Origin of the sequence: Streptomyces sp. CA-135486, from assembly GCF_050936555.1 — a bacterium.
GTDB lineage: Bacteria > Actinomycetota > Actinomycetes > Streptomycetales > Streptomycetaceae > Streptomyces.
The window spans coordinates 3,116,024-3,136,529 of sequence record NZ_JBNJMM010000001.1 but is presented as its reverse complement, the minus strand read 5'-3'; the positions used below and the strand labels follow the sequence as shown (position 1 = coordinate 3,136,529).

The 20,506-nt window shown below is 69.2% G+C and carries 18 protein-coding genes; 8 read left to right on the top strand and 10 right to left on the bottom strand.

What is annotated here, in order from left to right:
• The first annotated feature begins 83 nt into the window (after nt 1-83).
• The 3 genes from ACQEVG_RS14220 (at nt 84) to ACQEVG_RS14210 (ending at nt 4,609) form a co-directional block, all read left to right on the top strand.
• Nucleotides 84-566, top strand: a complete 483-nt coding sequence (locus ACQEVG_RS14220) for an Lrp/AsnC family transcriptional regulator (RefSeq protein ID WP_432982356.1) — start codon at nt 84-86, stop codon at nt 564-566.
• A 90-nt stretch (nt 567-656) separates the two neighbouring features.
• Nucleotides 657-1,352 carry an HAD family hydrolase gene (locus ACQEVG_RS14215; RefSeq protein ID WP_432982353.1) on the top strand — a complete coding sequence of 232 codons (696 nt, stop codon included), beginning with the start codon at nt 657-659 and terminating at the stop codon, nt 1,350-1,352.
• 50 nt (nt 1,353-1,402) lie between these two features.
• Entirely contained in the window at nt 1,403-4,609 is a 3,207-nt protein-coding gene (locus ACQEVG_RS14210) for a carboxyl transferase domain-containing protein (RefSeq protein WP_432982350.1), read from the top strand.
• 38 nt (nt 4,610-4,647) lie between these two features.
• Here the strand turns inward: ACQEVG_RS14210 and ACQEVG_RS14205 are convergent, their stop codons facing one another.
• On the bottom strand, nt 4,648-5,487 hold the full coding sequence (locus ACQEVG_RS14205; RefSeq protein ID WP_432982347.1) for an SDR family NAD(P)-dependent oxidoreductase: 840 nt from the start codon (nt 5,485-5,487) through the stop codon (nt 4,648-4,650).
• 95 nt (nt 5,488-5,582) lie between these two features.
• Here ACQEVG_RS14205 and ACQEVG_RS14200 point away from each other — a divergent pair, with 95 nt between their 5' ends.
• Both ACQEVG_RS14200 and pknB read left to right on the top strand, forming a co-directional pair.
• Nucleotides 5,583-6,047: a MarR family winged helix-turn-helix transcriptional regulator gene (locus tag ACQEVG_RS14200; RefSeq protein WP_432982344.1), complete on the top strand. Its 465-nt coding sequence runs from the start codon at nt 5,583-5,585 to the stop codon at nt 6,045-6,047.
• Nucleotides 6,048-6,249: 202 nt separating this feature from the next.
• Nucleotides 6,250-8,151, top strand: coding sequence for a Stk1 family PASTA domain-containing Ser/Thr kinase (pknB, locus tag ACQEVG_RS14195; protein ID WP_432982341.1), 1,902 nt, complete (start codon nt 6,250-6,252; stop codon nt 8,149-8,151).
• A 98-nt stretch (nt 8,152-8,249) separates the two neighbouring features.
• Here the strand turns inward: pknB and ACQEVG_RS14190 are convergent, their stop codons facing one another.
• From ACQEVG_RS14190 to ACQEVG_RS14150, 9 genes are all read right to left on the bottom strand, one after another.
• Nucleotides 8,250-9,041 (bottom strand): DUF429 domain-containing protein, encoded by a 792-nt coding sequence (locus tag ACQEVG_RS14190; RefSeq protein ID WP_432982338.1) that lies wholly within the window; start codon nt 9,039-9,041, stop codon nt 8,250-8,252.
• A 90-nt stretch (nt 9,042-9,131) separates the two neighbouring features.
• A complete protein-coding gene (locus ACQEVG_RS14185; RefSeq protein WP_432982335.1) occupies nt 9,132-10,169 on the bottom strand; it encodes a phosphotransferase family protein in 1,038 nt (345 codons plus the stop codon).
• Nucleotides 10,162-10,944, bottom strand: a complete 783-nt coding sequence (locus ACQEVG_RS14180) for an SDR family oxidoreductase (RefSeq protein WP_432982332.1) — start codon at nt 10,942-10,944, stop codon at nt 10,162-10,164. The genes ACQEVG_RS14185 and ACQEVG_RS14180 overlap by 8 nt, the downstream gene beginning before the upstream one ends.
• 1 nt (nt 10,945) lies before the next feature.
• Complete coding sequence (locus ACQEVG_RS14175) at nt 10,946-12,175, bottom strand: acyl-CoA dehydrogenase family protein (RefSeq protein ID WP_432982329.1); 1,230 nt, start codon at nt 12,173-12,175, stop codon at nt 10,946-10,948.
• Entirely contained in the window at nt 12,162-12,974 is an 813-nt protein-coding gene (locus ACQEVG_RS14170; RefSeq protein WP_432982326.1) for an enoyl-CoA hydratase-related protein, read from the bottom strand. Before ACQEVG_RS14170 ends, ACQEVG_RS14175 begins: the two co-directional genes overlap by 14 nt.
• A complete protein-coding gene (locus ACQEVG_RS14165) occupies nt 12,971-13,789 on the bottom strand; it encodes an SDR family oxidoreductase (RefSeq protein ID WP_432982323.1) in 819 nt (272 codons plus the stop codon). The genes ACQEVG_RS14170 and ACQEVG_RS14165 overlap by 4 nt, the downstream gene beginning before the upstream one ends.
• Nucleotides 13,790-14,322: 533 nt before the next feature.
• Nucleotides 14,323-15,015, bottom strand: coding sequence for a TetR/AcrR family transcriptional regulator (locus tag ACQEVG_RS14160; RefSeq protein WP_432982320.1), 693 nt, complete (start codon nt 15,013-15,015; stop codon nt 14,323-14,325).
• A 106-nt stretch (nt 15,016-15,121) separates the two neighbouring features.
• On the bottom strand, nt 15,122-16,648 hold the full coding sequence (locus ACQEVG_RS14155; protein WP_432982317.1) for an AMP-binding protein: 1,527 nt from the start codon (nt 16,646-16,648) through the stop codon (nt 15,122-15,124).
• A gap of 349 nt (nt 16,649-16,997) precedes the next feature.
• Nucleotides 16,998-17,627, bottom strand: a complete 630-nt coding sequence (locus ACQEVG_RS14150) for an HAD family hydrolase (RefSeq protein WP_432982314.1) — start codon at nt 17,625-17,627, stop codon at nt 16,998-17,000.
• A 268-nt stretch (nt 17,628-17,895) separates the two neighbouring features.
• On the opposite strand from ACQEVG_RS14150, the gene ACQEVG_RS14145 reads away from it, so the two are divergent.
• The 3 genes from ACQEVG_RS14145 (at nt 17,896) to ACQEVG_RS14135 (ending at nt 20,495) form a co-directional block, all read left to right on the top strand.
• Complete coding sequence (locus ACQEVG_RS14145; protein ID WP_432982311.1) at nt 17,896-18,777, top strand: alpha/beta fold hydrolase; 882 nt, start codon at nt 17,896-17,898, stop codon at nt 18,775-18,777.
• A 3-nt stretch (nt 18,778-18,780) separates the two neighbouring features.
• Nucleotides 18,781-19,599, top strand: a complete 819-nt coding sequence (locus ACQEVG_RS14140) for an SCO6745 family protein (RefSeq protein ID WP_432982308.1) — start codon at nt 18,781-18,783, stop codon at nt 19,597-19,599.
• 473 nt (nt 19,600-20,072) lie between these two features.
• Nucleotides 20,073-20,495, top strand: coding sequence for an RpiB/LacA/LacB family sugar-phosphate isomerase (locus ACQEVG_RS14135; protein ID WP_432982305.1), 423 nt, complete (start codon nt 20,073-20,075; stop codon nt 20,493-20,495).
• Nucleotides 20,496-20,506 lie beyond the last annotated feature (11 nt).

Below are 20,506 nucleotides of genomic sequence, written 5' to 3'. Positions count from 1 at the left end.
CCGTGCTCAACCAGATCACCGAAAGATGTGCCATTGGTACAGTCGAGCGAGGAGATACCGCACCAGAGGGAGGCCAACGGACCATGGCGGTGGACGCGCTCGACACCCGCATCCTGCGGCTGCTGATCGAGCAGCCGCGCACCAGCGTGCGCGAGTACGCCCGGATCCTGGGCATCGCCCGCGGCACTGTGCAGGCCAGGATCGACCGGCTGGAGCGGGACGGTGTGATCACCGGCACGGGGCCCCATCTGTCGCCCGCCGCGCTGGGCCATCCGGTGCTGGCTTTCGTCCACATCGAGGTCACCCAGGGGCATCTGGACGAGGTCGGCGATGCGCTCGCCGCCGTGCCGGAGATCATCGAGGCCTTCTCGATCACCGGCGGCGGGGATCTGCTGACCCGGGTCGTCGCGCGGGACAACGGGCACCTCGAGGACGTCATCCAGCAGCTGATCCAGCTGCCCGGTGTGGTGCGTACACGCACGGAGATGGCGCTGCGCGAGCGGGTGCCGCACCGGCTGCTGCCGCTGGTGGATTCGGTGGGCCGGGCGGCGGGCACGTCGCGCTGAGCGCGGCCGCCATCGGGCACCGGACCCGGGGGCCGAATGGGGGCCGGCACCTGGGGACGGGCCCGGCCCGCTCCTTGGCATGCTGAGCGCATGAGCAATTCGCGCAGCCCCTCGGTCATCTTCGATCTCGACGGCACACTCGTGGACAGCGAGCCGAACTACTACGAGGCAGGGCGCAGGCTGCTGGCCCAGCACGGCGTGACCGACTTCAGCTGGGAGAACCACACCCGGTTCATCGGCATCGGGACGCGGGAGACCCTGGAGGTGCTGCGCGAGGAGTACGGGATCGGGGCTCCGGTCGACGAACTGCTGGCCGGGAAGAACCGGCACTATCTGGAGCTGGCGCGCGCAGCGACGGACGTCTTCCCCGAGATGAGGAAGTTCGTGGAGCTGCTGCACTCGCACGACGTGCCGATGGCGGTGGCCTCCGGCTCCTCCCGCGCCGCCATCGAGGCGGTGCTGGCAGGCACCGGCCTGGACGCGTTCATCTCCACGGCCGTCTCCGCCGAGGAGGTCGCGCACGGGAAGCCGGAGCCCGATGTCTTCCTGGAGGCCGCGCGTCGGCTTGGCGCCCCTCCCGCCGACTGCGTGGTACTGGAGGACGCGCCGCCCGGGGCGGCGGCAGCGCGCGCCGCCGGTATGCGCTGCATCGCCGTCCCGTATGTCCCCGCGACGGCCGGCGATCCCGCGTTCCAGGCGGCGGGGCTGCTCTTCGCCGGCGGGCAGCAGGAATTCACGGCGCGGGCCGCCTTCGACTGGCTCACCCCGTCCACTCCGTCTTCCTGATGCGGCCGTAGCCTGTTCGGCCACCGGTCCGGTTTTCTCAGGAGGGGCACATGGGTTCTGCCGCCGTACTCGTCGCCAATCGCGGGGAGGTCGCCGTACGCGTGCTGCGGGCCGCCGCCGAGGCCGGAATGCGCACCGCTGCCGTGTACGCCGAGGACGACGCCACGTCACCTCATGTCCAACTGGCTGACGAGGCACTGCCGTTGCCCGGATCGGGGCCCGCCGCCTATCTGGACGGCGACGCGGTGCTGGCCGCGGCGCGGCGGGCGCAGTGCGCGCTGCTGCATCCCGGCTACGGGTTCCTCAGCGAGGACGCCGGCTTCGCGGCGCGCTGCGCCGAGGCCGGAATCGGCTTCGTGGGTCCTTCCCCCGAGGTGCTGGGGCTGTTCGGCGACAAGGCGCGGGCCCGGGAGCTGGCCGAGCGGGTCGGTGTGCCGGTACTCGCCGGGACGCGGGGGGCGACCGACCTGGACGAGGCGCGGGCGTTCCTGGCGGGGCTCGGTCCTGGCGGGGCGGTGATGGTGAAGGCCGTCGGCGGGGGCGGCGGGCGCGGCATGCGCGCGGTGCGTACGGCCGACGAGCTGGCACCGGCGTGGGAACGCTGCCGGTCGGAGGCCCAGCAGTCGTTCGGGCGGGGCGAGTTGTATGTCGAGCGGTTGCTGGAGGGCGCGCGCCATGTCGAGGTGCAGATCCTCGGTGACGCCACCGGAGCGGTGACCCACCTGTGGGAGCGGGACTGCAGCGCCCAGCGACGCCATCAGAAGCTGATCGAGATCGCCCCGGCGCCCGCGCTGCCCGAACGGTTGCGGACCCGGCTGCTCGACGCGGCCTTGCGGATGGCGCGCACGGCCGGGGTCACCGGGCTCACCACCTTCGAATTCCTTCTCGCGGGTGAGGAGTTCCACTTCATCGAGGCCAACCCGCGGCTCCAGGTGGAGCACACCGTCACCGAGGAGGTGACGGGCGTCGACCTGGTCCGGATACAACTGCGCCTGGCGCAGGGCGAGACGCTCGAGTCGCTGGGGCTCGCCGAGCCACCGCCGCCGCGCGGATTCGCGGTGCAGGCACGGGTGTACGCCGAGGAGCCCGGGACGCTGACCCGCTTCGAGGTGCCGACGGGCCCCGGCATACGGGTGGACACGGCGGCGCGCACGGGGCTGACGACGGGCACCCGGTACGACCCGCTGCTTGCGAAGGTGATCGCGCGGGTTTCGGCGGGTGCCGGTTTCACGGCGGCGTGCGAGCGGACGGCACGGGCACTCGGCGAGTTCGCCGTGGAGGGCGTACGGACCGGGATTCCGCTGCTCCGGACGGTGCTTGGCCATCCGGACTTCGCGGCGGGCGGCACGGACACCGGCTTCGTCGAGCGGCGGCTCGCCGACGTCCAGGACGTCGCGAACGCCGACGTCCTCGGCACGGTGGACGCCGACGTCCAGGGCCTCGCGGAAGCCGGCACGTCGACGGTGACCGCGCCGATGAGCGGGACCGTCGTGAGCGTCGCCGTCGCCGCCGGGGAAGAGGTGCGCGCCGGGCAGCAACTGCTGGTCCTCGAAGCGATGAAGATGGAGCACGTCATCGCGGCGGGCGTCGCCGGGACCGTACGGGCCGTGCCGGCGGCGGTCGGCGACACGGCGGCAGAGGGACAGCCCCTGGTGCTGCTCGACCCCGCCGGGAGCGAGCCCGCCGGGGACGGGCCGGCCGAGGAAGTCGTCGACCTCGACGCCGTACGGCCGGATCTCGCCGAGGCGCTGCGCCGCCATGCGATCGGACTCGACGAGAACCGGCCCGACGCGGTCACCAAGCGCCGTCGCATTGGCCGCCGCACGGCCCGCGAGAACATCGACGCACTGTGCGACCCGGGCAGCTTCACGGAGTTCGGGGCGCTCGCCATCGCCGCCCAGCGCCGCCGCCGCTCGCTGGAGGACCTGATCGTGATGACGCCGGCAGACGGCATGGTCACCGGAACCGGGACGATCGACGGGACGCCGTGCGTGGCGATGTCGTACGACTACACGGTGCTCGCGGGCACCCAGGGGCACCAGAACCACCGCAAGACCGACCGGATGCTGCAGCTCGCCGAGCGGCGACGGCTGCCGGTGGTGCTGTTCGCGGAGGGCGGCGGCGGGCGGCCCGGCGACACCGACACCACGGCGGTCGCGGGCCTGGATCTCATGACGTTTCACCAGATGGGACGGCTCAGCGGTCTGGTGCCGCTGGTGGGCATCGCCTCCGGTCGCTGTTTCGCGGGCAATGCCGCGCTGCTGGGCTGCTGCGATGTGGTGATCGCGACGCCGGAGGCGACGATCGGCATGGGCGGTCCGGCGATGATCGAGGGCGGCGGCCTCGGGGTGCACCGGCCCGAGGAGGTCGGCCCGCTCTCGGTCCAGGTCCCGAACGGCGTGGTGGACATCGCGGTCGCCGACGAGCCGGAGGCGGTACGGGTGGCGCGCCAGTACCTCTCGTACTTCCAGGGCCCGCAGGAGAGTTGGGACTCCCCCGACCCGCGCGCGCTGCGCCACGCCGTCCCCGAGAACCGACGTCGTGCCTACGACATCCGGGCCGCCGTCGACGCGCTCGCGGACACCGGTTCGGTGCTGGAGCTGCGCCGCGGTTTCGGGACGGGCATCGTCACCGCGCTCGTCCGCATCGAGGGCCGGCCGATGGGCCTGATCGCCAACAACCCCGGCCATCTGGGCGGCGCGATCGACAGCGACGCTGCCGACAAGGCCGCCCGCTTCCTGCAGCTGTGCGACGCCCATGGCCTTCCGGTCGTCTCACTCTGTGACACACCCGGTTTCATGGTCGGCCCGGATGCCGAAAGGACCGCGACCGTACGGCACTTCTCCCGGCTCTTCGTGACGGGCGCCCATCTCGCCGTACCGCTGGTCTGTCTCATCCTGCGGAAGGCGTACGGACTCGGTGCGATGGCCATGATGGGCGGTTCGACCCGGGCGCCGCTGGCCACCGCGGCCTGGCCGAGCGGCGAGCTCGGCGGCATGGGCCTGGAGGGCGCGGTCCGGCTCGGCTACCGCGGCGAACTCGCCGCGATCGAGGACCCCGAAGAGCGGCAGCGGGCCTTCGAGGCGCGCGTCGCCGAGCTGTACGAACACGGCAAGGCGGTCAACGCGGCGGCGGCGCTGGAGATCGACGCGGTGATCGACCCGGCGGACTCGCGGCGCTGGATCCTTGCGGTGCTGGACGGCTGGTCGCCACGGGAGGACGGGGCGACGCGGCGCCGGTATGTCGACACCTGGTAGCCACCGACACCTGGTGGGAGGCGCCCCGCCGGGGAACGTCAGCCGACCCAGCCGTTGGTGAGGCCGAGCACCGCCGATCCGTCCAGGTCGGTGAGCTTGGTGCCGGTGAAGCCGCGGGCCCAGTCGGACGTCTGGATACGGAACGCGGGCCGGTCCGCCGTAAGCGCCTCCAGTACGGACTCGGCGGCCTCGGCCGGGCTCTGCGCGCCGCTGAGGAACTGCGAGACGGTGCGGTCCAGGTAGGCTTGCAGCGCATCCGCGTACGGTCCCGCGGCTGCGACCTCGGCCTCCAGGTCGACACCGATATTGCTGACGAACTCGGTGGCCACGGCGCCGGGTTCGACGACGGAGACGGTCACGCCCAGCTTGGCCGCCACCGGCGCCAGGCTCTCCATGTAGCCCTCGACGGCGAACTTCGCGGCGCAGTAGGCCTCGTTGAACGGCTGCCCGACGACCCCACCGACACTGGTGACGGTGATCAGCCGGCCACCGGAGGCGCGCAGATGCGGCAGCGCGGCCTTGGAGACATGAAGCACCCCGAAGAAATTGACCTCCATGACCTGGCGCACATCGGCCACGGTCTCGTTCTCGAGCGTGCCGAGGTGTCCGGCGCCCGCGTTGTTGATCACGGCGTCGAGGCGGCCGTGGTCGTTGATGACACCGTCGATCGCGGCGGCGACAGAGGCCGGATCGGTGACGTCCAGCTGCCGGATGTCGAGCTCGACCCCCGCGTCCGCGGCCGCCTTGCGCAGCGCGTCGGCGCGGCTGGTGTCGCGCAGGGTCGCCACGCTCCGCCAGCCGGCCTTCGCCGCGCCGACAGCGGCGGCCAGGCCGATGCCCGAGGAAGTGCCGGTGATCAGAACAACCTTGGAAGACATGATGTGCCCTTCGTCGATCACACCGAGAATTTCGGTGCGTGTACACACACGATAACCATTCTGTGCGTGCACACGCAATGGGTAGGATCGGATCCATGACAAAAAGGAAGCTCACCCAGGCCGAGATGCCCGTGGCCGACCACGCCTTCTACGGGCTGGTCTGGGCCGGAACCGTCCTCACGGAACGCGTGGACCGCGCCCTGAGCAAGGCCCACGATCTGCCCGTCTCCTGGTTCGAGGTGATGCTCTGGCTCGCCTCCAGCCCCGACCCGGTGCCCGCATCCGTACTCGGCAACAGCACGATGCTCAGCCGCAGCCAGGTCTCCCGTGTCGTCGACGCCCTCCAGAGCCGCGGGCTTGTCACCCGCACCCCGTCCCCGCGCGATGCGCGCTCCGTAGAGGTGGCGCTCACGCCGGAGGGCCACCGGTTGTTCGAGGAGGCCGACGCCACGCGCCGCGCCTGCCTGGCGCCGGTCTTCACCGACCTGCTCGATGCGGAGGATCTCGAAGCGCTCAGCAAGGTGTGGCACAAGCTCAAGGCCAACAAGGAGGAGATGTGACCCCGGCTACGAGGAGCAGCCGCCCTTCGCCTCCTGGGAACCGAAGTCGCCTGACCGGCGGCCGGTCAGTATGATCACCTCTTCGACACACGGACGCGTGTGCGGATCGTCGATGACTCACGGACTCGCCTGTTGACGGCCGGTCCTCGGCGGGTCCGGTGTCGCTGCGCCGGGGGGCGCGGCTGGGGGAGGGACGAAGGCGATGGGCGTCGGGGACGGCGGGCAGGCGTACGCGGGGGTGCCGATCAGTGCGGTGGGACAGGGACGGTATGTCCTGAAGGCTCCGCTCGGCGAGGGTGGCATGGCATCCGTGCACCGCGCCCACGACTCGGTGCTGGGCCGCACCGTCGCGGTGAAGACCCTGCATTCCGAACTGGCCCGTGATCCGTCCTTCCGCGAGCGTTTCCGCCGCGAGGCCCAGGCCGTCGCCGGGCTCAGTCACGCCAATATCGTGGCGGTCCACGACAGTGGCGAGGACGCGGGTGAAGCGGGCATCGTGCAGTACATCGTCATGGAGTACGTCCCGGGCCGCTCGCTGCGCGAGCTGATCCGGGAGAGTGCCGCCGCGGACGGTGCGATGCCGCTGAGCACGGCACTGGCGATGACCGCCGCCGTCCTGGACGCGCTGGCCTGCAGCCACGAACGCGGGCTGATTCACCGGGACATCAAGCCCGCCAACGTGATGGTGACCGACGACGGCACCGTCAAGGTGATGGACTTCGGCATTGCCCGCGCGCTGCAGTCCGACGCCACCGCGATGACCCGGACGGGCACCGTACTGGGCACACCGCAGTACCTCTCCCCCGAGCAGGCGCTGGGCAATCCCGCCGACGCCCGGTCGGACCTCTACTCGGTCGGCTGCATGCTCTACGAACTGGCCACCGGCACACTGCCGTTCGACGGCGAGTCCACGATGAGCGTGCTCTACCAGCATGTGCAGCAAGCCCCGCCGATCCCGTCCTCGGTCAATCCGTCACTGCCCCCGGCCGTGGACGCGGTTGTCGCCCGCGCCCTGAGCAAGGACCCCGAGCAGCGGTACCCGAGCGCCCAGGCCATGGCGGACGACATACGCAACATCGCGGCCGGCGAGACACCCACCCGGCAGCTGCCGCCGCATGTGCCCCCCACGCGGCGGCTGCCCCCGCATGTGCCCCCCACCCTCACGGCCGACAGCATCTCCGTCACCTTCGGCCGGCCCGGCCCCGCCGCAGTTCGCCTGTCACCGTTGGCGCATGGCCTGCGGGCGTCCCACATCTGGGCAGTGGTAGCCGTGGTCGTGGGCATGGGGCTCGCGGCCGCGTTCGGCACGAAGTATCTGATTTCGAGTACCTCGTACACCCCGGATCCCCGGGCCACCGGAGCCTTCATTCTCTGCGACCCGATCCCTTCCTGGGACGACGAGTTCACACCCCCGAGCTTCACCGGTATGTCACCGGCGGAGGCGAAGACGTGTGCCGAGATCGCCGGGCTGAAGCTTGCGCAGAAAACCACCACGGGAAAGAAGTACGACAAGGACACCGTGGTGAAGCAGGAGCCGAGATCCGGGTCGGTCGAGTCCGGCAGCACCGTCACCGTCTGGGTGTCGACGGGCGGTGACCCCCGGGCCAAGGGCGACCTCGCCGACTGCGAGGTGGAGGAGACCCACGGCAAGGTCTCCAACCCGACGTTCACAGGCAGGAGCGCGGCCAAGGCACGCGTCTGCGCGGACATCGCCCATCTGAAGCTGAAGGAAGCCGGGACCATCCAGGACAAGCGCACGCCTGCCGGACAGGTCGCGAAGCAGGAGCCCGGATGGGAACAGATACCGACGGGCAGCACGGTCAAGATCTGGATCTCGACCGGCGGAGATCCCCGCGCCACGGGCAAGCTGGCCAACTGCGATACGTACGCGACCAGCGACGAGCCCTACGCACCGTCCCTGGAGCACATGACCCTCGCCGACGCACGCGCGTGCGCGAACATCGCGCATGTGAAACTGGAAGAGCACAGCCGCCCGGACGACCTTTGGCCGACGGGAGAAGTCGTGGAGCAGGAACCGCAGAGCGGTACCCGCGTCGATCCGGGCAGCACCGTCAAGGTCTGGATCTCATCGGGCAAGTCCTGAACCGCAACGTCATCGACGGAAGCCGAGACGCACCTGACGGTCCGGGTTGTCGCGGTCGGTGTCCGCCAAACCCCGTTGGGGCAACCCCAATTCAGCCGTCAGTGGCGGAGGGCCGCCAGATCCGTACCGGGCAGGTGGATCCAGCCCTCCTGCCCAGCGGCCGCGCGCTCGTCCGCAGAACGCGGCCACAGAGTGTCCCCGACCAGGACGGCGCGAGCAACCAGGGCACAGACCAACGCGTCGAGATGGTCGTGGCTGTCGACACACTGCCCGCGCACCGCCTCGGGGAGGGCCAACCCCAAGCCCGCCTCGACCGAGCCGACGATGTGCTCTCGGACGGCACGCGCTTCGGGCGTGGCGCTCTTGTAGCTACCAGGAAGGCGGATCCCCCACCGCCGCAGTGCGGCAGCAGGGTAGACCTCGGCAATTGGTCCCGACCCGTCCCGGGGCACAGGGGCACCGATCGCCGCGAGGGCGTCCAGCAGATAAGCCGCTCGCAGCGCCACGACACCCAGAAGATCGGTGGACACCGACAGCGGAGGCCGCATCGAAGTCGCCTTCCATGTGAGGTCGTCGGTGAACCTGAATCGCAGCGCATCCAGACCGGGCCTCCCGTCCGCACGCTCCTCGAACCTGACGGGAGGCGGCAGCCGCAGGCCCCGGTGGTGGGCCAGGACCGTTGCCACGAAGTTCGACGGCCAGCCAAGAGGGCAGTCGAGGCCGGTCTTGTCGGCCGCCCGGACAACGGCCAGCAAATCCTCATCTCCCTCGGGCACGACGAACTCCGCCGCCAAGCCGTCCACGCCGCCCCAAACCACCCGGCACACAGCCGTACGCCGTGCACTCGCAGCAAGGTCGACCCCGACCGTCACCGCCTGTCGTTGCCTCATGCCGCGATCCTTCCGCAGGACGCCCGTTGGCCACCGCGCCCCCGCGCCACAAACAGGTGCCATGCCCAGAACCCTCGGGCGGCCCCCTCCTCAGATCCCGGCTTCGTCAGCGATTCGACACGCGCTGTCCACGAGCGCATCAATGCGTTCCACGGTGGGTGTGCCCGTCGCGCTCTTGTTCTTCGGTTCATCGATCGCTCGCCTCATCACGCCCTCACCAATCACAGCCACCTTCCACAGGCCCAGCACATGCCAGAATTTCAGTGCCGCCGGGTCCCGGCCTGTTTCGGTCAGGTACACCTGAGCGAGCTCGGCACGGTCCGGGAAGCCGTCGAGGACGGAGGCGGCGAAATCGCCCCCGGTCTTCTCCTCTCCCGGTTCCGGCCAGTACGCCAGCAGGCTGCCCATGTCCGCCAACGGATCCCCCAGCGTCGACAACTCCCAGTCGAGCGCCGCGGTCACCTCCCCGCTGTCGTAAGAGGTGATGACGTTGCGCAGATGGAAATCGCCGTGTACGAGCGTCAGTTCGCTTTGCTCCGGGACCGCGGCGACAAGGCGTCGGGTGAGGTCCTCGAGGGCGGGCAGCTCGCGGGTCCTGGACTTCTCCCACTGGCCCGTCCACCGCTTGAGCTGACGCTGCGCATACGGCTTGTGGCTGGCCAGTGCGGTCAGCCCGGTCGCCTCGAGATCGACCGCGTGGATCTTCGCCAGCGTCCGCGGCAAGGACATGCCGATCGCCCGGCGGCGCTCCGGCGTCAACGACTGCGCGATCGGCATCGTGTCGACGACCTGGCCGTCCACGAACTCCATGAGCAGCAGCGGGACGTCGGTCACGGCGGGATCAGCGGTCAGTCCGAGCACCCGCGGGGTCGGGACGGCGGTGCCCTCCAGCGCGGTCAGAATCCGCGCCTCGCGAGCCACGTCGTGCGCCGACGCCAACAGGCGACCCAGCGGTGGCCGCCGCAGCACCCACCTGCGGCCGTCCTGGTCCCGTACCAAGTAAGTCAGATTCGACTGACCGAGCCCGATCCGGTCGAAGGTCAGTGGCCCGGCGAAGTCGACGCCGAGGGTCTCGAGCCAGCGGCTCACCGCCCCGGCGTCGACTCCGCCGATGTCCGCGCTAGACACCGATGCCGGCTCCTTGCCTGAACGGGAGCGCGTCACCGAGGAGTTGCCCGCCGTCGATCACCATGGTCTCGCCGGTGATCCAACTCGCGGCGTCCGAGACGAGAAAGGCGACCGCGGAGGCGATGTCGGCAGGCTCCCCTATGCGCCCGAGCGCCATCGAGGCAGACAGGGCCTGCTCGTGCTCCTTCCACAGCGCCTCGGCCAGCTTCGTGCGCACCACACCCGGTGCCACCGCGTTGACGCGAACCTTCGGCGAGAGTTCCAGGGCCAGCTGCTTGGTGAGATGGATGAGTGCGGCCTTCGAGGCGTTGTACAACCCGATGTTCGCCTCGATGGCCATGCCGCCGACCGACGCGGTGTTGACGACCGCCCCGCCGTGCTCGCCCATCCAGGCCCGCGTGGCCAGCCCCGTCCACAGGACGGGAGCCCACAGGTTCACGTCGAAGGTCTTGGCGAACCGACCGTGGTCCTGGTCGATGACCGGCCCGAAGGCCGGGTTGGTCCCCGCATTGTTGACGAGGATGTCCAGGCTTCCGAAGCGCTCAAGCGTCAGATCCACACAGCGCTGAGCCGCCTCTTCGTCGACGGCGTGCGCACCGACGCCGACCGCCGTGCCCTTGACCTGGGCCGCGGCGGCGTCCGCCGCCTCCTGGGACCGGGCGGTGAGGACGACGTTTGCGCCGGCCGCGGCGATCGCCTGGGCGATCGCCAGCCCGATACCGCGCGAGGCGCCGGTGACGACGGCGGTGCGACCGCTGAGATCGAGTCCTGCCATCTCAACTCACCGCTGCCGTGGCCGCGTCGCGGTACTGCCGCAGTTCCTGCTTGGCGATGGCCCTCTTGTGGACCTCGTCGGGACCGTCCGCCAGCCGCAACGTCCGCAGACCCGCATACATCATCGCCAACGGGAAGTCGTCGGTCACTCCTGCTCCCCCGTGCACCTGGATCGCGCGGTCGACGATCTTCAACGCGATGTTCGGGGCGGCCACCTTGATGGCCGCGATCTCGGTGCGCGCTTCCTTGTTCCCGACCGTGTCCATCAGATACGCGGCCTTGAGCGTGAGGAGGCGGATCATCTCGATGTCAATCCGTGCTTCCGCTATCCAGTCCTGGACATTGGACCGTTCGGCAACCGGACTGCCGAATGTCACCCGTGACTGCGCGCGCCGGCACATCAGCTCAAGCGCCCGCTCGGCCGCGCCGATCGCCCGCATGCAGTGGTGGATACGACCGGGCCCGAGCCGGGCCTGGCTGATCGCGAAACCCTCACCCTCGCCCTTGAGTACGTCCTTGGCCGGCACCCGTACGTCGGTGAAATCGATTTCGGCATGCCCCTCACGGTCCTGGTAGCCGAACACCGGCAGCCCGCGCATCACCGTGATCCCGGGGGCGTCGATCGGGACGACCATCATCGACTGCTGCCGGTGCGGGGCAGCGGTGGGATCCGTCTTCCCCATGACGATGAGCACCTTGCAGTTGCGGTGCAGGGCATTGGACGCGAACCACTTACGGCCGTTGAGCACGTACTCGTCACCGTCGCGCTCCATCCGCAGCTCGATGTTGGTGGCGTCCGAACTGGCGACACGCGGCTCGGTCATCGCGAAGGCCGAGGCCATCGTCCCGTCGAGCAGGGGCTCCAGATACTTCTCCTTGTGCTCGTCGCTGCCGAACAGCGTGAATACCTCCATGTTGCCGGTGTCGGGAGCGTTGCAGTTGCACGCCTCGGAGGCGATGTGACTGCGCCCCATGATCTCCGCCAGCGGCGCGTACTCGAAATTCGTCAGCCCGGGGCCCCACTCGGGGTGCGGGTGGAAGAGGTTCCACAGTCCGCGCCGCCGCGCCTCCGCCTTGAGTTCCTCGATGATCGGCGGATGGAAGTGCGGGTCACCCGATGCGACCATCTGCTCGTGGTACACCGCCTCCGCGGGGTAGATGTGTGAATCCATGAACTCGAGCAGATCCGCCTGGTACTTCTTGGCGCGGTCCGACGTCTCAAACAGGGACATCTGAACTCCTGACAGGTAGGGAGGGAAAACTCGGTGAGCGCTTGTCGAGGTGACTGGCCACGCCTTCGACGAAATCGGCCCCGTGGAAGGCCTGGAGCATGACGCCTTCCGCGCGGGTCACGGAATCGGCGTAGGTGCCGTCCGCATCGTTGCGCAGTTGGCTCTTGATGGTGGCCATGGAGGCCGGGGAGCAGCGGGTCGCCAGATCGGCGGCGTACGCGACAGCGGCGTCGACGACACTGCCGGTGGGGACCAGGTGGTCGAGGAGTCCGATACGGAGTGCCTCCTCGGCGTCCACCATGCGACTCGACAGCAGCAGGTCCGTTGCCCGGCTGTGCCCCACCAGCCGGGGCAGCAGCCAGGAGATCCCGTACTCGGCGATCAGCCCGCGCTGCGCGAATGCCGTGATGAACCGGGCCGAGGGCGAGCCGAAGCGGATGTCGCAGTAGAGCGCCTCCACCATGCCCAGGCCCGCGGCCACCCCGTTGACCGCACCAATCAGCGGTTTGCGCAAGGAAAGCGGCACATCACGCGGCCGGCGCCGCGCCCTGTCCGCCTCGGAGACCTCGGCGGCCGCCTGCAGCCGCTGGAGGTCGGCGCCGGCGCAGAATCCGCGTCCCGCGCCGGTGACCACGACGGCGCGTACGTCCGGGTCGTCCTCGGCGGCGTCGAGCAGTGTGAAGTAGCGGTTTTCGAGCTCGTCGGTCCAGGCGTTCAGCTTGGCGGGCCGGTTGAACGTGAGCACCAGCACGGGCCCGCGGTGTTCGGCGAGGACGAGTTCGTCGGGCGCGCCGGTCATGACTGCGCCAGCAGGGAGTTCTGGTAGCGGCGCATCCCGCGCAGCCACCGGTCGTAGTCCGAGCCCTTGTGCCGGTACATGTCCAGAACCTCTTCGTGCGGCAGGATCAGGAAGCGCTCGTCCTCGATCGCGGCCAGGACGGCGTTGGCGACCTCGGCCGGCTCGAGGACGTCACCCGCGGACGTGACGGCCTGCGTGGCGGCACTCCCCAGGGCGTCCCCGGAGTCCTTCCCCAGGGACAGCATGTTGGTGTTCACCCCCATCGGGCACAGACAGCTGACACGGACCCCGCGATCGCCATAAGTGACACTCAGCCATTCGGCGAAGCCGACGGCCGCGTGCTTGGTGACGGCGTACGTGGCGGAGCCGATCTGGGTGAGCAGCCCGGCCGCCGAGGCGGTGCTGACGAAGTAGCCCTCGCCGCGCTCGAGCCACCGCGGCACCAGCAGCGTCGCCGCACGGATGTGGGCGCGCAGATTCACGTCGATCGAGAGGTCCCAGTCCTGCTCATTCGCATCCAGACCGGGTGCCCCGGCGATGCCCGCGTTCGCGAAGTAGAGGTCGACCGGACCGAACGCGCTTTCCGCCAGAGCGATCAACTGCTCGATCTGCGGAGTGTCCGACACGTCCGCGCCGGCGCTCACGGTGCTTCCCGGATGGTCGGCGTTGACTGAAGCCGATACCGCCCGCGCGGTGTCCGCGTCGAGGTCGGCGACGACGACCCGGGCACCCTCGCGAGCGAGCCGTGCGACCAGCGCGCCACCGATGCCGCCTCCGCCACCGGTGACGATGGCAACTCTTTGTGCAACGTTCACAGCGAACCTCTCCGTGACGGGCCGTGCGGGCCGGGCCACCCCCGAGATGAGGTGACCGTGGTCTCCCCCTGTATAATTGAATCCGACGTCAAGTTCAACTGTCTGGGTGCATCACCGCCCGGAGCAGGCCGGCTCGCCCCGCTGGACTGCGGACAAAGAATCAAGGCGGGCATCGCTGCCCTTTCGCCTGTCCCAGGCGTACGAGCAGCTCACCGAACACGGCTCGACCCGGGCCCGGCGGCCGTGTCGTCGCACCTGCTGACGTTCGACGGCTGCGCAGCCTCGACGACCGCTGCGGCCAGGTGCCGTTCCCGCCCCTGACCTGTCGGCTTACCCATCCGCCTGCGCGCGACGTCACATCCGTGCAGGAGAGGAGAAGGTGAGTGGATCCCGGCGACACCAGGGTGTCGTGAGTGAGGTGGCCGAGCATGAAGGCTCACGCAACCTGATCCGTCGCCGCTGCGGGCACCGGAGTCCAGGTCGTCGAACGGTCGTAGACAGCGGGCTGCGCCCCGGCCGGCGCTACTGCCGGATCAGCGGTGGTCGGGGAACCGCAGGGCGTTCGCCCAGAGCCGGGTGACCGTGGAGACGAGCTCCTCGAAGTCCACCGGCGTACCTTCCTCTTGCCCTTCGCCGCGCACGAAGGCGCTGTAGGCCATGACGCTGACCATGCCCGACAGCGCACGGGAGGCCATCATCGGATCGACGTCACGGTCTGCGACACCCCGCGCCTGAAGGTCGGCGATGCCGCGGGCGTTGCGGTGGATGAACGCGTCCGTGCGCCGGCTTCGGAACCCACGGAACTCCGGCTCCACTTGTGCGACCTGCTCAAGCAGTGCCATCAGCTTCGCGTTCCGTTTATATGCCTCGAGATACGCGCGATTGCTCGCCTCGAGTACCGCATACGGATCGTCGGTACCCTGCACCCGGCCCATGCCGGGGTGCAGCATGTCCTCCTGCGCCTCCAGCAGGACGGCGGCAAGCACCTCTTCCTTGTTGGCGAAGTAGGTGTAGAAGGACCCCGCCGCGCATTGGGCCTCTTTGGCGATGTCGACCAGGCGGGTGTCGAGGTAACCGTCCCGCTCGAACACCTTCCGCGCGGCCTTCACCAAAGCGGCGCGTGTCCGCGCTCCGCGCTTTGTCGTCGGCAGCTCACGAAGCGACGAGAGGGGCGCCATCGGCGGTGCCTTCTCGCTGTAATTCTCCTCGGGCGCAGTGGTATCCATCGCCGAAAGAGTACTTGAATCCGACGCCAGAGTCATGAATTGGCCAGGTCGCCGGTACTCGCTGACAGCAGCACTCGGTTGTGTGGTCTCGTCCGTCAACGGATCTTCAGTTCCGGCGGGCGGGTACGTCGCCGAGCGCGGGGTCGCGGATCAGCTCCGTACGGTCGATGGAGCGCTTGAGGATCTTCCCGCTCGGGCCCTTGGGCAGCGCGTCGACGAACCGGATGATGCGGGGGACCTTGTAGGCGGACAGTCGCTCTCGTGTCCAGTTCGATACCTCGGCGGCACCGAGCTCCGAACCGGGCCGGGCGGCGACGAGCGCGGCGACCTCCTCGCCGTAGTGGTCGTCGGGAACGCCGATCACTGCTGCCTCGACGATGTCCGGGTGCTCGTAGAGAACTTCCTCGACCTCACTCGGGTAGACGTTGTAGCCGCCACGGATGATCAAGTCCTTGATCCGGTCGACGATGCGCAGGTCGCCGTCCGTGTCGATCTCGCCCAGGTCGCCGGTCCGGAACCAGCCGTCGGGCGAGATCACCGCGGCGGTGTCAGCGGGGCGGTTGAAGTAGCCGCGCATCACCGTCGGTCCCTTGATGTGGACCTCGCCGACGGTACCCGGCGGGCACTCGTTGCCGTCGATGTCACGGACCTGGACCTGCAGCCGCGGTACCGCCCGGCCGGTGTACCCGGTCTTGCCGCCGCGGTCGACGTCGTTGAAGGTGCCGAACGCGGTGGTCTCGGTGAGCCCATAGCCTTCGAGGATGGTGCAGCCGAACCGGGCCTCGAAGGCCCGCGCGATCTCCCCGGGGAGCGACGCGCCGCCGGAGACGGCGATACGGAGTTGGGCGAAGTCCGCCGGGTTCGCATCGCCCGCCGCGTGCAGCATCGCGTTCCACATGGTCGGCACGCCGGCCATGATGGTGAGCCGGTCGCGGCGCAGCATCTCCAGCATCGACGCCGGGTCGAATCGGGCCAGCAACGACATCGAGCCGCCCGCTGTCAAGGTCGCCATCATGACCGACGCCTGGCCGAACACATGGAACAGCGGGAGTCCGGTGCCGGTACGGTCGGCGCTCGATCCGCGGCTGCACTCGGCGCCGATCTCCCCGGCGGACAACAGGTTCCCTACCGTGAGCTGGGCACCCTTCGGCCGCCCTGTCGTACCCGAGGTGTACAGGATGGCCGCGGTCTCGTCGCGGTCCCGGTCGACGACGGGGGCGGGGGCGGCATCGGTGACCGTCGCGCCGGGGGACAGCGTCCAGCAGGGCACCTTGAGCGTCGTACCCGCCTCCGCGACGGCGGGGCCGAGGGCGTGCCATGCGATCGCCAACGCACACCCGGCGTCGTCGAGGACGTACTCGGCTTCGGCCCGGGTGGACATCGTGTTGACCGGCACCACGACACAGCCCGCGGCCTGGATCCCGAGGTAGGCCACCACGAACTCGGGCACCGACGGCGCCGCCAGCAGCACCCGGTCCCCCGGGGACAGGCCCGCGGCGGCCAGGGCGTCCGCGTACCGAACGCTTGTGTCGCGCAGTCGCCGGTAGGTCCATTGTTCCGCGCCGCCGCGCAGCGCGATGTTGTCGGGAGTTGCAGCCGCGTGGCGGCAGACCGGGTCGAGAACACTGGCCATGGGCGGTGCCTTCCGAGGATGTGAGCAGGTGATGCAGTGCGGGTCTCCCCCTCGGCCCCTCAGTAGAAATGAATCCGACCTCGACTTCAAGTCATTCGACGTCGGAAATGCCGGCAGGTGCGTATCAGCCAGGCGTCTCGCCGTGGACGACGGCGACGCCACGTCCGGCCGGCGGCGGGACGTGAAGGAGGGTGCAGGCGTCCGGCCGCCTGGTCGGGCAGAGCTGATACCGAAGTGCATGAGCACCGCACTGGGCGGGCGGGAGCACCGCCGCTCGGCCCGCGGGCGGTGTCGATCCCGGGTATGGCCGGTCCCCCGTCGATCGACCTCCCGTCGTTCGGTCGATCGGTCAGGGGGTGATCTTGAAGCGTTCGACGAGTTGGCGGCGGGTGTCGGCGGCACTGGTGTGAAGCACACCCCCGATTCCGATCCGCGCCGCTCCGTCGAGGTTCTGCCGCAGATCGTCGATCATGACTGCCTCCTCGGGTGAGACGCCGAGTCGTTCACATGCGATCGCGTAAATCCGCCGGGAAGGCTTGCGGATCCCGACCTCGGCGGAGATGACGACCGCGTCGGCCACAGCGGCGAGGTCGACGCCATCGTAGGTTCCGGTCCCGAAAGAATTGGACACCAGCGCAACGGGATACCCGGCGGCGCGAAGATCACCGAGCAGGGCGAGCATGTCCTGGTCGATCGACATTCCGGCTTGCATCCGTGCCGTGAGCCCCTCGGCGGGTACGTCGGCGCCGTGGGCACGGAGACGTTCGGCGAATCCCCGCTCGAAGGCTCCGGCGTCGATACGGCCGCACTCATGGTCTGCCAGGAGGGTGCGCGATTGCTGGTCCCGGCTGAGGAGGTCCAGCGGCAGGCGCGGGTCGCCGCCGAGTGAGGCGCCGAAGTCGGTGAACGCTTGCAACACACTGGAGGTGATGACCCCGCCGAAGTCCACGAGAACCGCGGTTCGGGCCTCTTCCACCACGCTCGACACAGTATCCACACCCTCTCTCGCGGCCGGCTTCCCACCGGGCTCGAATCCCGAGCTCCGTGAGCCGGAGTCGACGTGCGCCACGGCCGCAGGGTGACGGGAGCCGGCCTCGCGATCGTTTATAGTTGAATTCGACGTCAAGTTCAACAGCGCGGGAGGCGGCTCGCGGCTGCCGTTGCGGGAAACTGCGCGCGTTCTCGACCTTGACAATCCCCTTCCACAGCTTGAAGCTGACCGACCAGTCGGTATGAAGGGGCGGATCGTGACCGAGCTGAGCATCTCCACCGCTGCGGGCGTGTTCGACGCCACCGTGGCGGGTCCGCCCGAGGGCCGCCCGGTGCTGCTGCTCCACGGCTTCCCGCAGACGCGGCTGGTGTGGCAACGGCAGATCGCGGACTTGGCCGCGCACGGCTACCGGGTGGTGGCACCCGACCAGCGTGGGTACTCCCCCGGGGCCCGCCCCGAGCGGCCCGCGGACTACCGCATGAACGTCCTGGTCGACGATGTGGTCGCGATCACTGAGGAACTGGGCTGGGGGTCGTGCGACCTGGTCGGCCATGACTGGGGAGGCGCGGTGGCGTGGTGGACCGCCGATGCCCACCCCGACCGCGTACGTACTCTGACAGTGGTCTCGACCCCGCACCCCGGCGCTCTGGCCACCACTCTGCGTACCGACAAGGACCAGCGCGAACGATCGCAGTACATGATCGCCTGGCGTGAAACGCCAGCGACCGAGGAGCGCATGCTGGCAGACGATGCAGAGGCGCTTCGCGCCACTTACGCCGGAAAGGTCCCGCAGGCCAGTGCTGAGGCCTACGTGCGTCACTTCTCCCGGCCGGGTGCTCTCGCCGCGGCGCTGAACTGGTACCGGGCCGGTCGCCCCGACGGCGCGATCGGCGTCATCGAGATGCCCACGCTGTACGTCTGGAGCACGCAGGACAGCGCGTTCGGCCCGGCGGCCGCGCGGGAGACCGGGCAGTGGGTCAACGGGCCGTACCGGTTCGAGACCCTCCAGGGCGTCAGCCACTGGGTCCCCGAGGAGGCGCCCGAAACGCTGAGCCGCCTGCTGCTCGAACATCTGCGGGCGCACGGCGAGTCCGGAACCACAGCGAATACCCCCTCTGCCGACTCTCAGAAGAGGTGACCCATGAAGACAGCGCGAACAGCCTGGCGCCGACTCGAGCCCGTACATAGCATGATCTACTTCGCCCCCGCGGGAAGGCGACGGTACGCGGACCTCGGACTGAGCGGGCGCGCCGGGTACTTCGCCTCCCGGAGCGCCGCCTTCGGCCGGGCATCCGCCGAGCTGGTCATCTCCACCTTCTACAACTTCAACCCCGGTCTCGTACGGAGAGCGGTCGACGGGGTCTGGGACGCGGTGACGCCGCAGCAGGTGCTGGACGCGCGGCACGCCGCCGCGAGCGAGGCCCTTCGACGGGCCGGCATCCACGAACTCCCCGCCTTCGACGAGGTCCTGGCGCTGACCCGCAGGGCCGCCGACGCGGCCTGCGAACACGCGCAGGGCCGCCCGCTGTTCGCCGCGCATGCCGCGCTGCCCTGGCCCGAGGAACCGGTACTGCAGCTGTGGCACGCTCAGACGCTGCTCCGGGAGTTCCGTGGAGACGGCCATGTCGCGTGCTTGCTGAGCGAGGGCGTGGGGGGCTTGGAGGCCCTGGTTCTGCACGCTGCCACCGGTGAGGTTCCCGTCGACTTCCTCAAGGGAAGCCGCGCATGGCCCGAGGAGGAGTGGGCCGACACCGAGGAGCGCCTGCGCACGCGAGGTCTCCTCGACGGCGACTCCCTGAGCCCGGAAGGCGTACGCCTGCGCCGGCACATCGAGGACCGCACCGACCGCCTGGCCCTTCCCGCCTACGCCGCCCTGGGTGACGCCGACTGTGAACGTCTCGCCGAACTAGCGAGCCCCTTCGGCCGCGCCGTCGTCGAAGCCGGCCTCCTCAAAGGCTGATCTCCGTCAAGGCCCGCCCGCTCCCTGTCCTGGCGGCTCCCACGCAGGGGCACGAGCTCTCCACGGTGCATGCGTCAATCACCAGACCCCTGTTCAGCCGGGCGGGGCACCACAGAAATCGCTCAACAGGGTGCTCGCATACGATCACTTTCATGATCCCGGATCTCCGGTTGCACGGCACCTTTATCGACAAATGATCAGATGTACCGTCCTCAGGACATCTACCGCCCTCAGCGCGACAAAGGCAGGCCGGCCAGGAGCAGGAGGGGTACCGGCCTGGGTTTCGACTCCGCCTTTGGTGGGCTGATCAATATGCCCCGAACTGCCCTGGCATCGGAACTCAACACACACCACCCCGGTATTTTCTGTCAATTTTTTCATCCTGCATTCCAACACTCGACGCCGCTCACGGATGACGGTATCCTCTGTGCACACAAAAGGAATGAATCGAAACGGTGGGGAGGGTTCTGCGAATGCTCTACATGGCTGGCGATCACTATGCCGCAGATTTCCTGAGGGACATCGAGCAGTATTTGACGTTACGCGGAATCGAGTATCAGCGACTTCCTTTCGATGGAACGGCGCCACTCCAGGAGATCATCCCCGCACTCGTCCAGCGGGTGCGCAGCACTTCATCGGGAAGCGGGATCCTGGCATGCGGGACCGGCATCGGTGTGACCATCGGCGCGAACAGATTCCCCAAAATCAGGGCAGCGCTGTGTGTACAGCCGCAACAGGCGAAGTTCGCCAGGGTGTACGACGACGCGAATGTCCTGTGCCTGGGATCGTGGACCACGACAAATCCCGAGGAAGTACTCGACGCGTGGTTCGGGAATGAGTTCGACGGAGACGCGGACCGTCGGCTGATGATTGAAGAATTTGACGCCTGGTCCTGAGGGGTTTACAG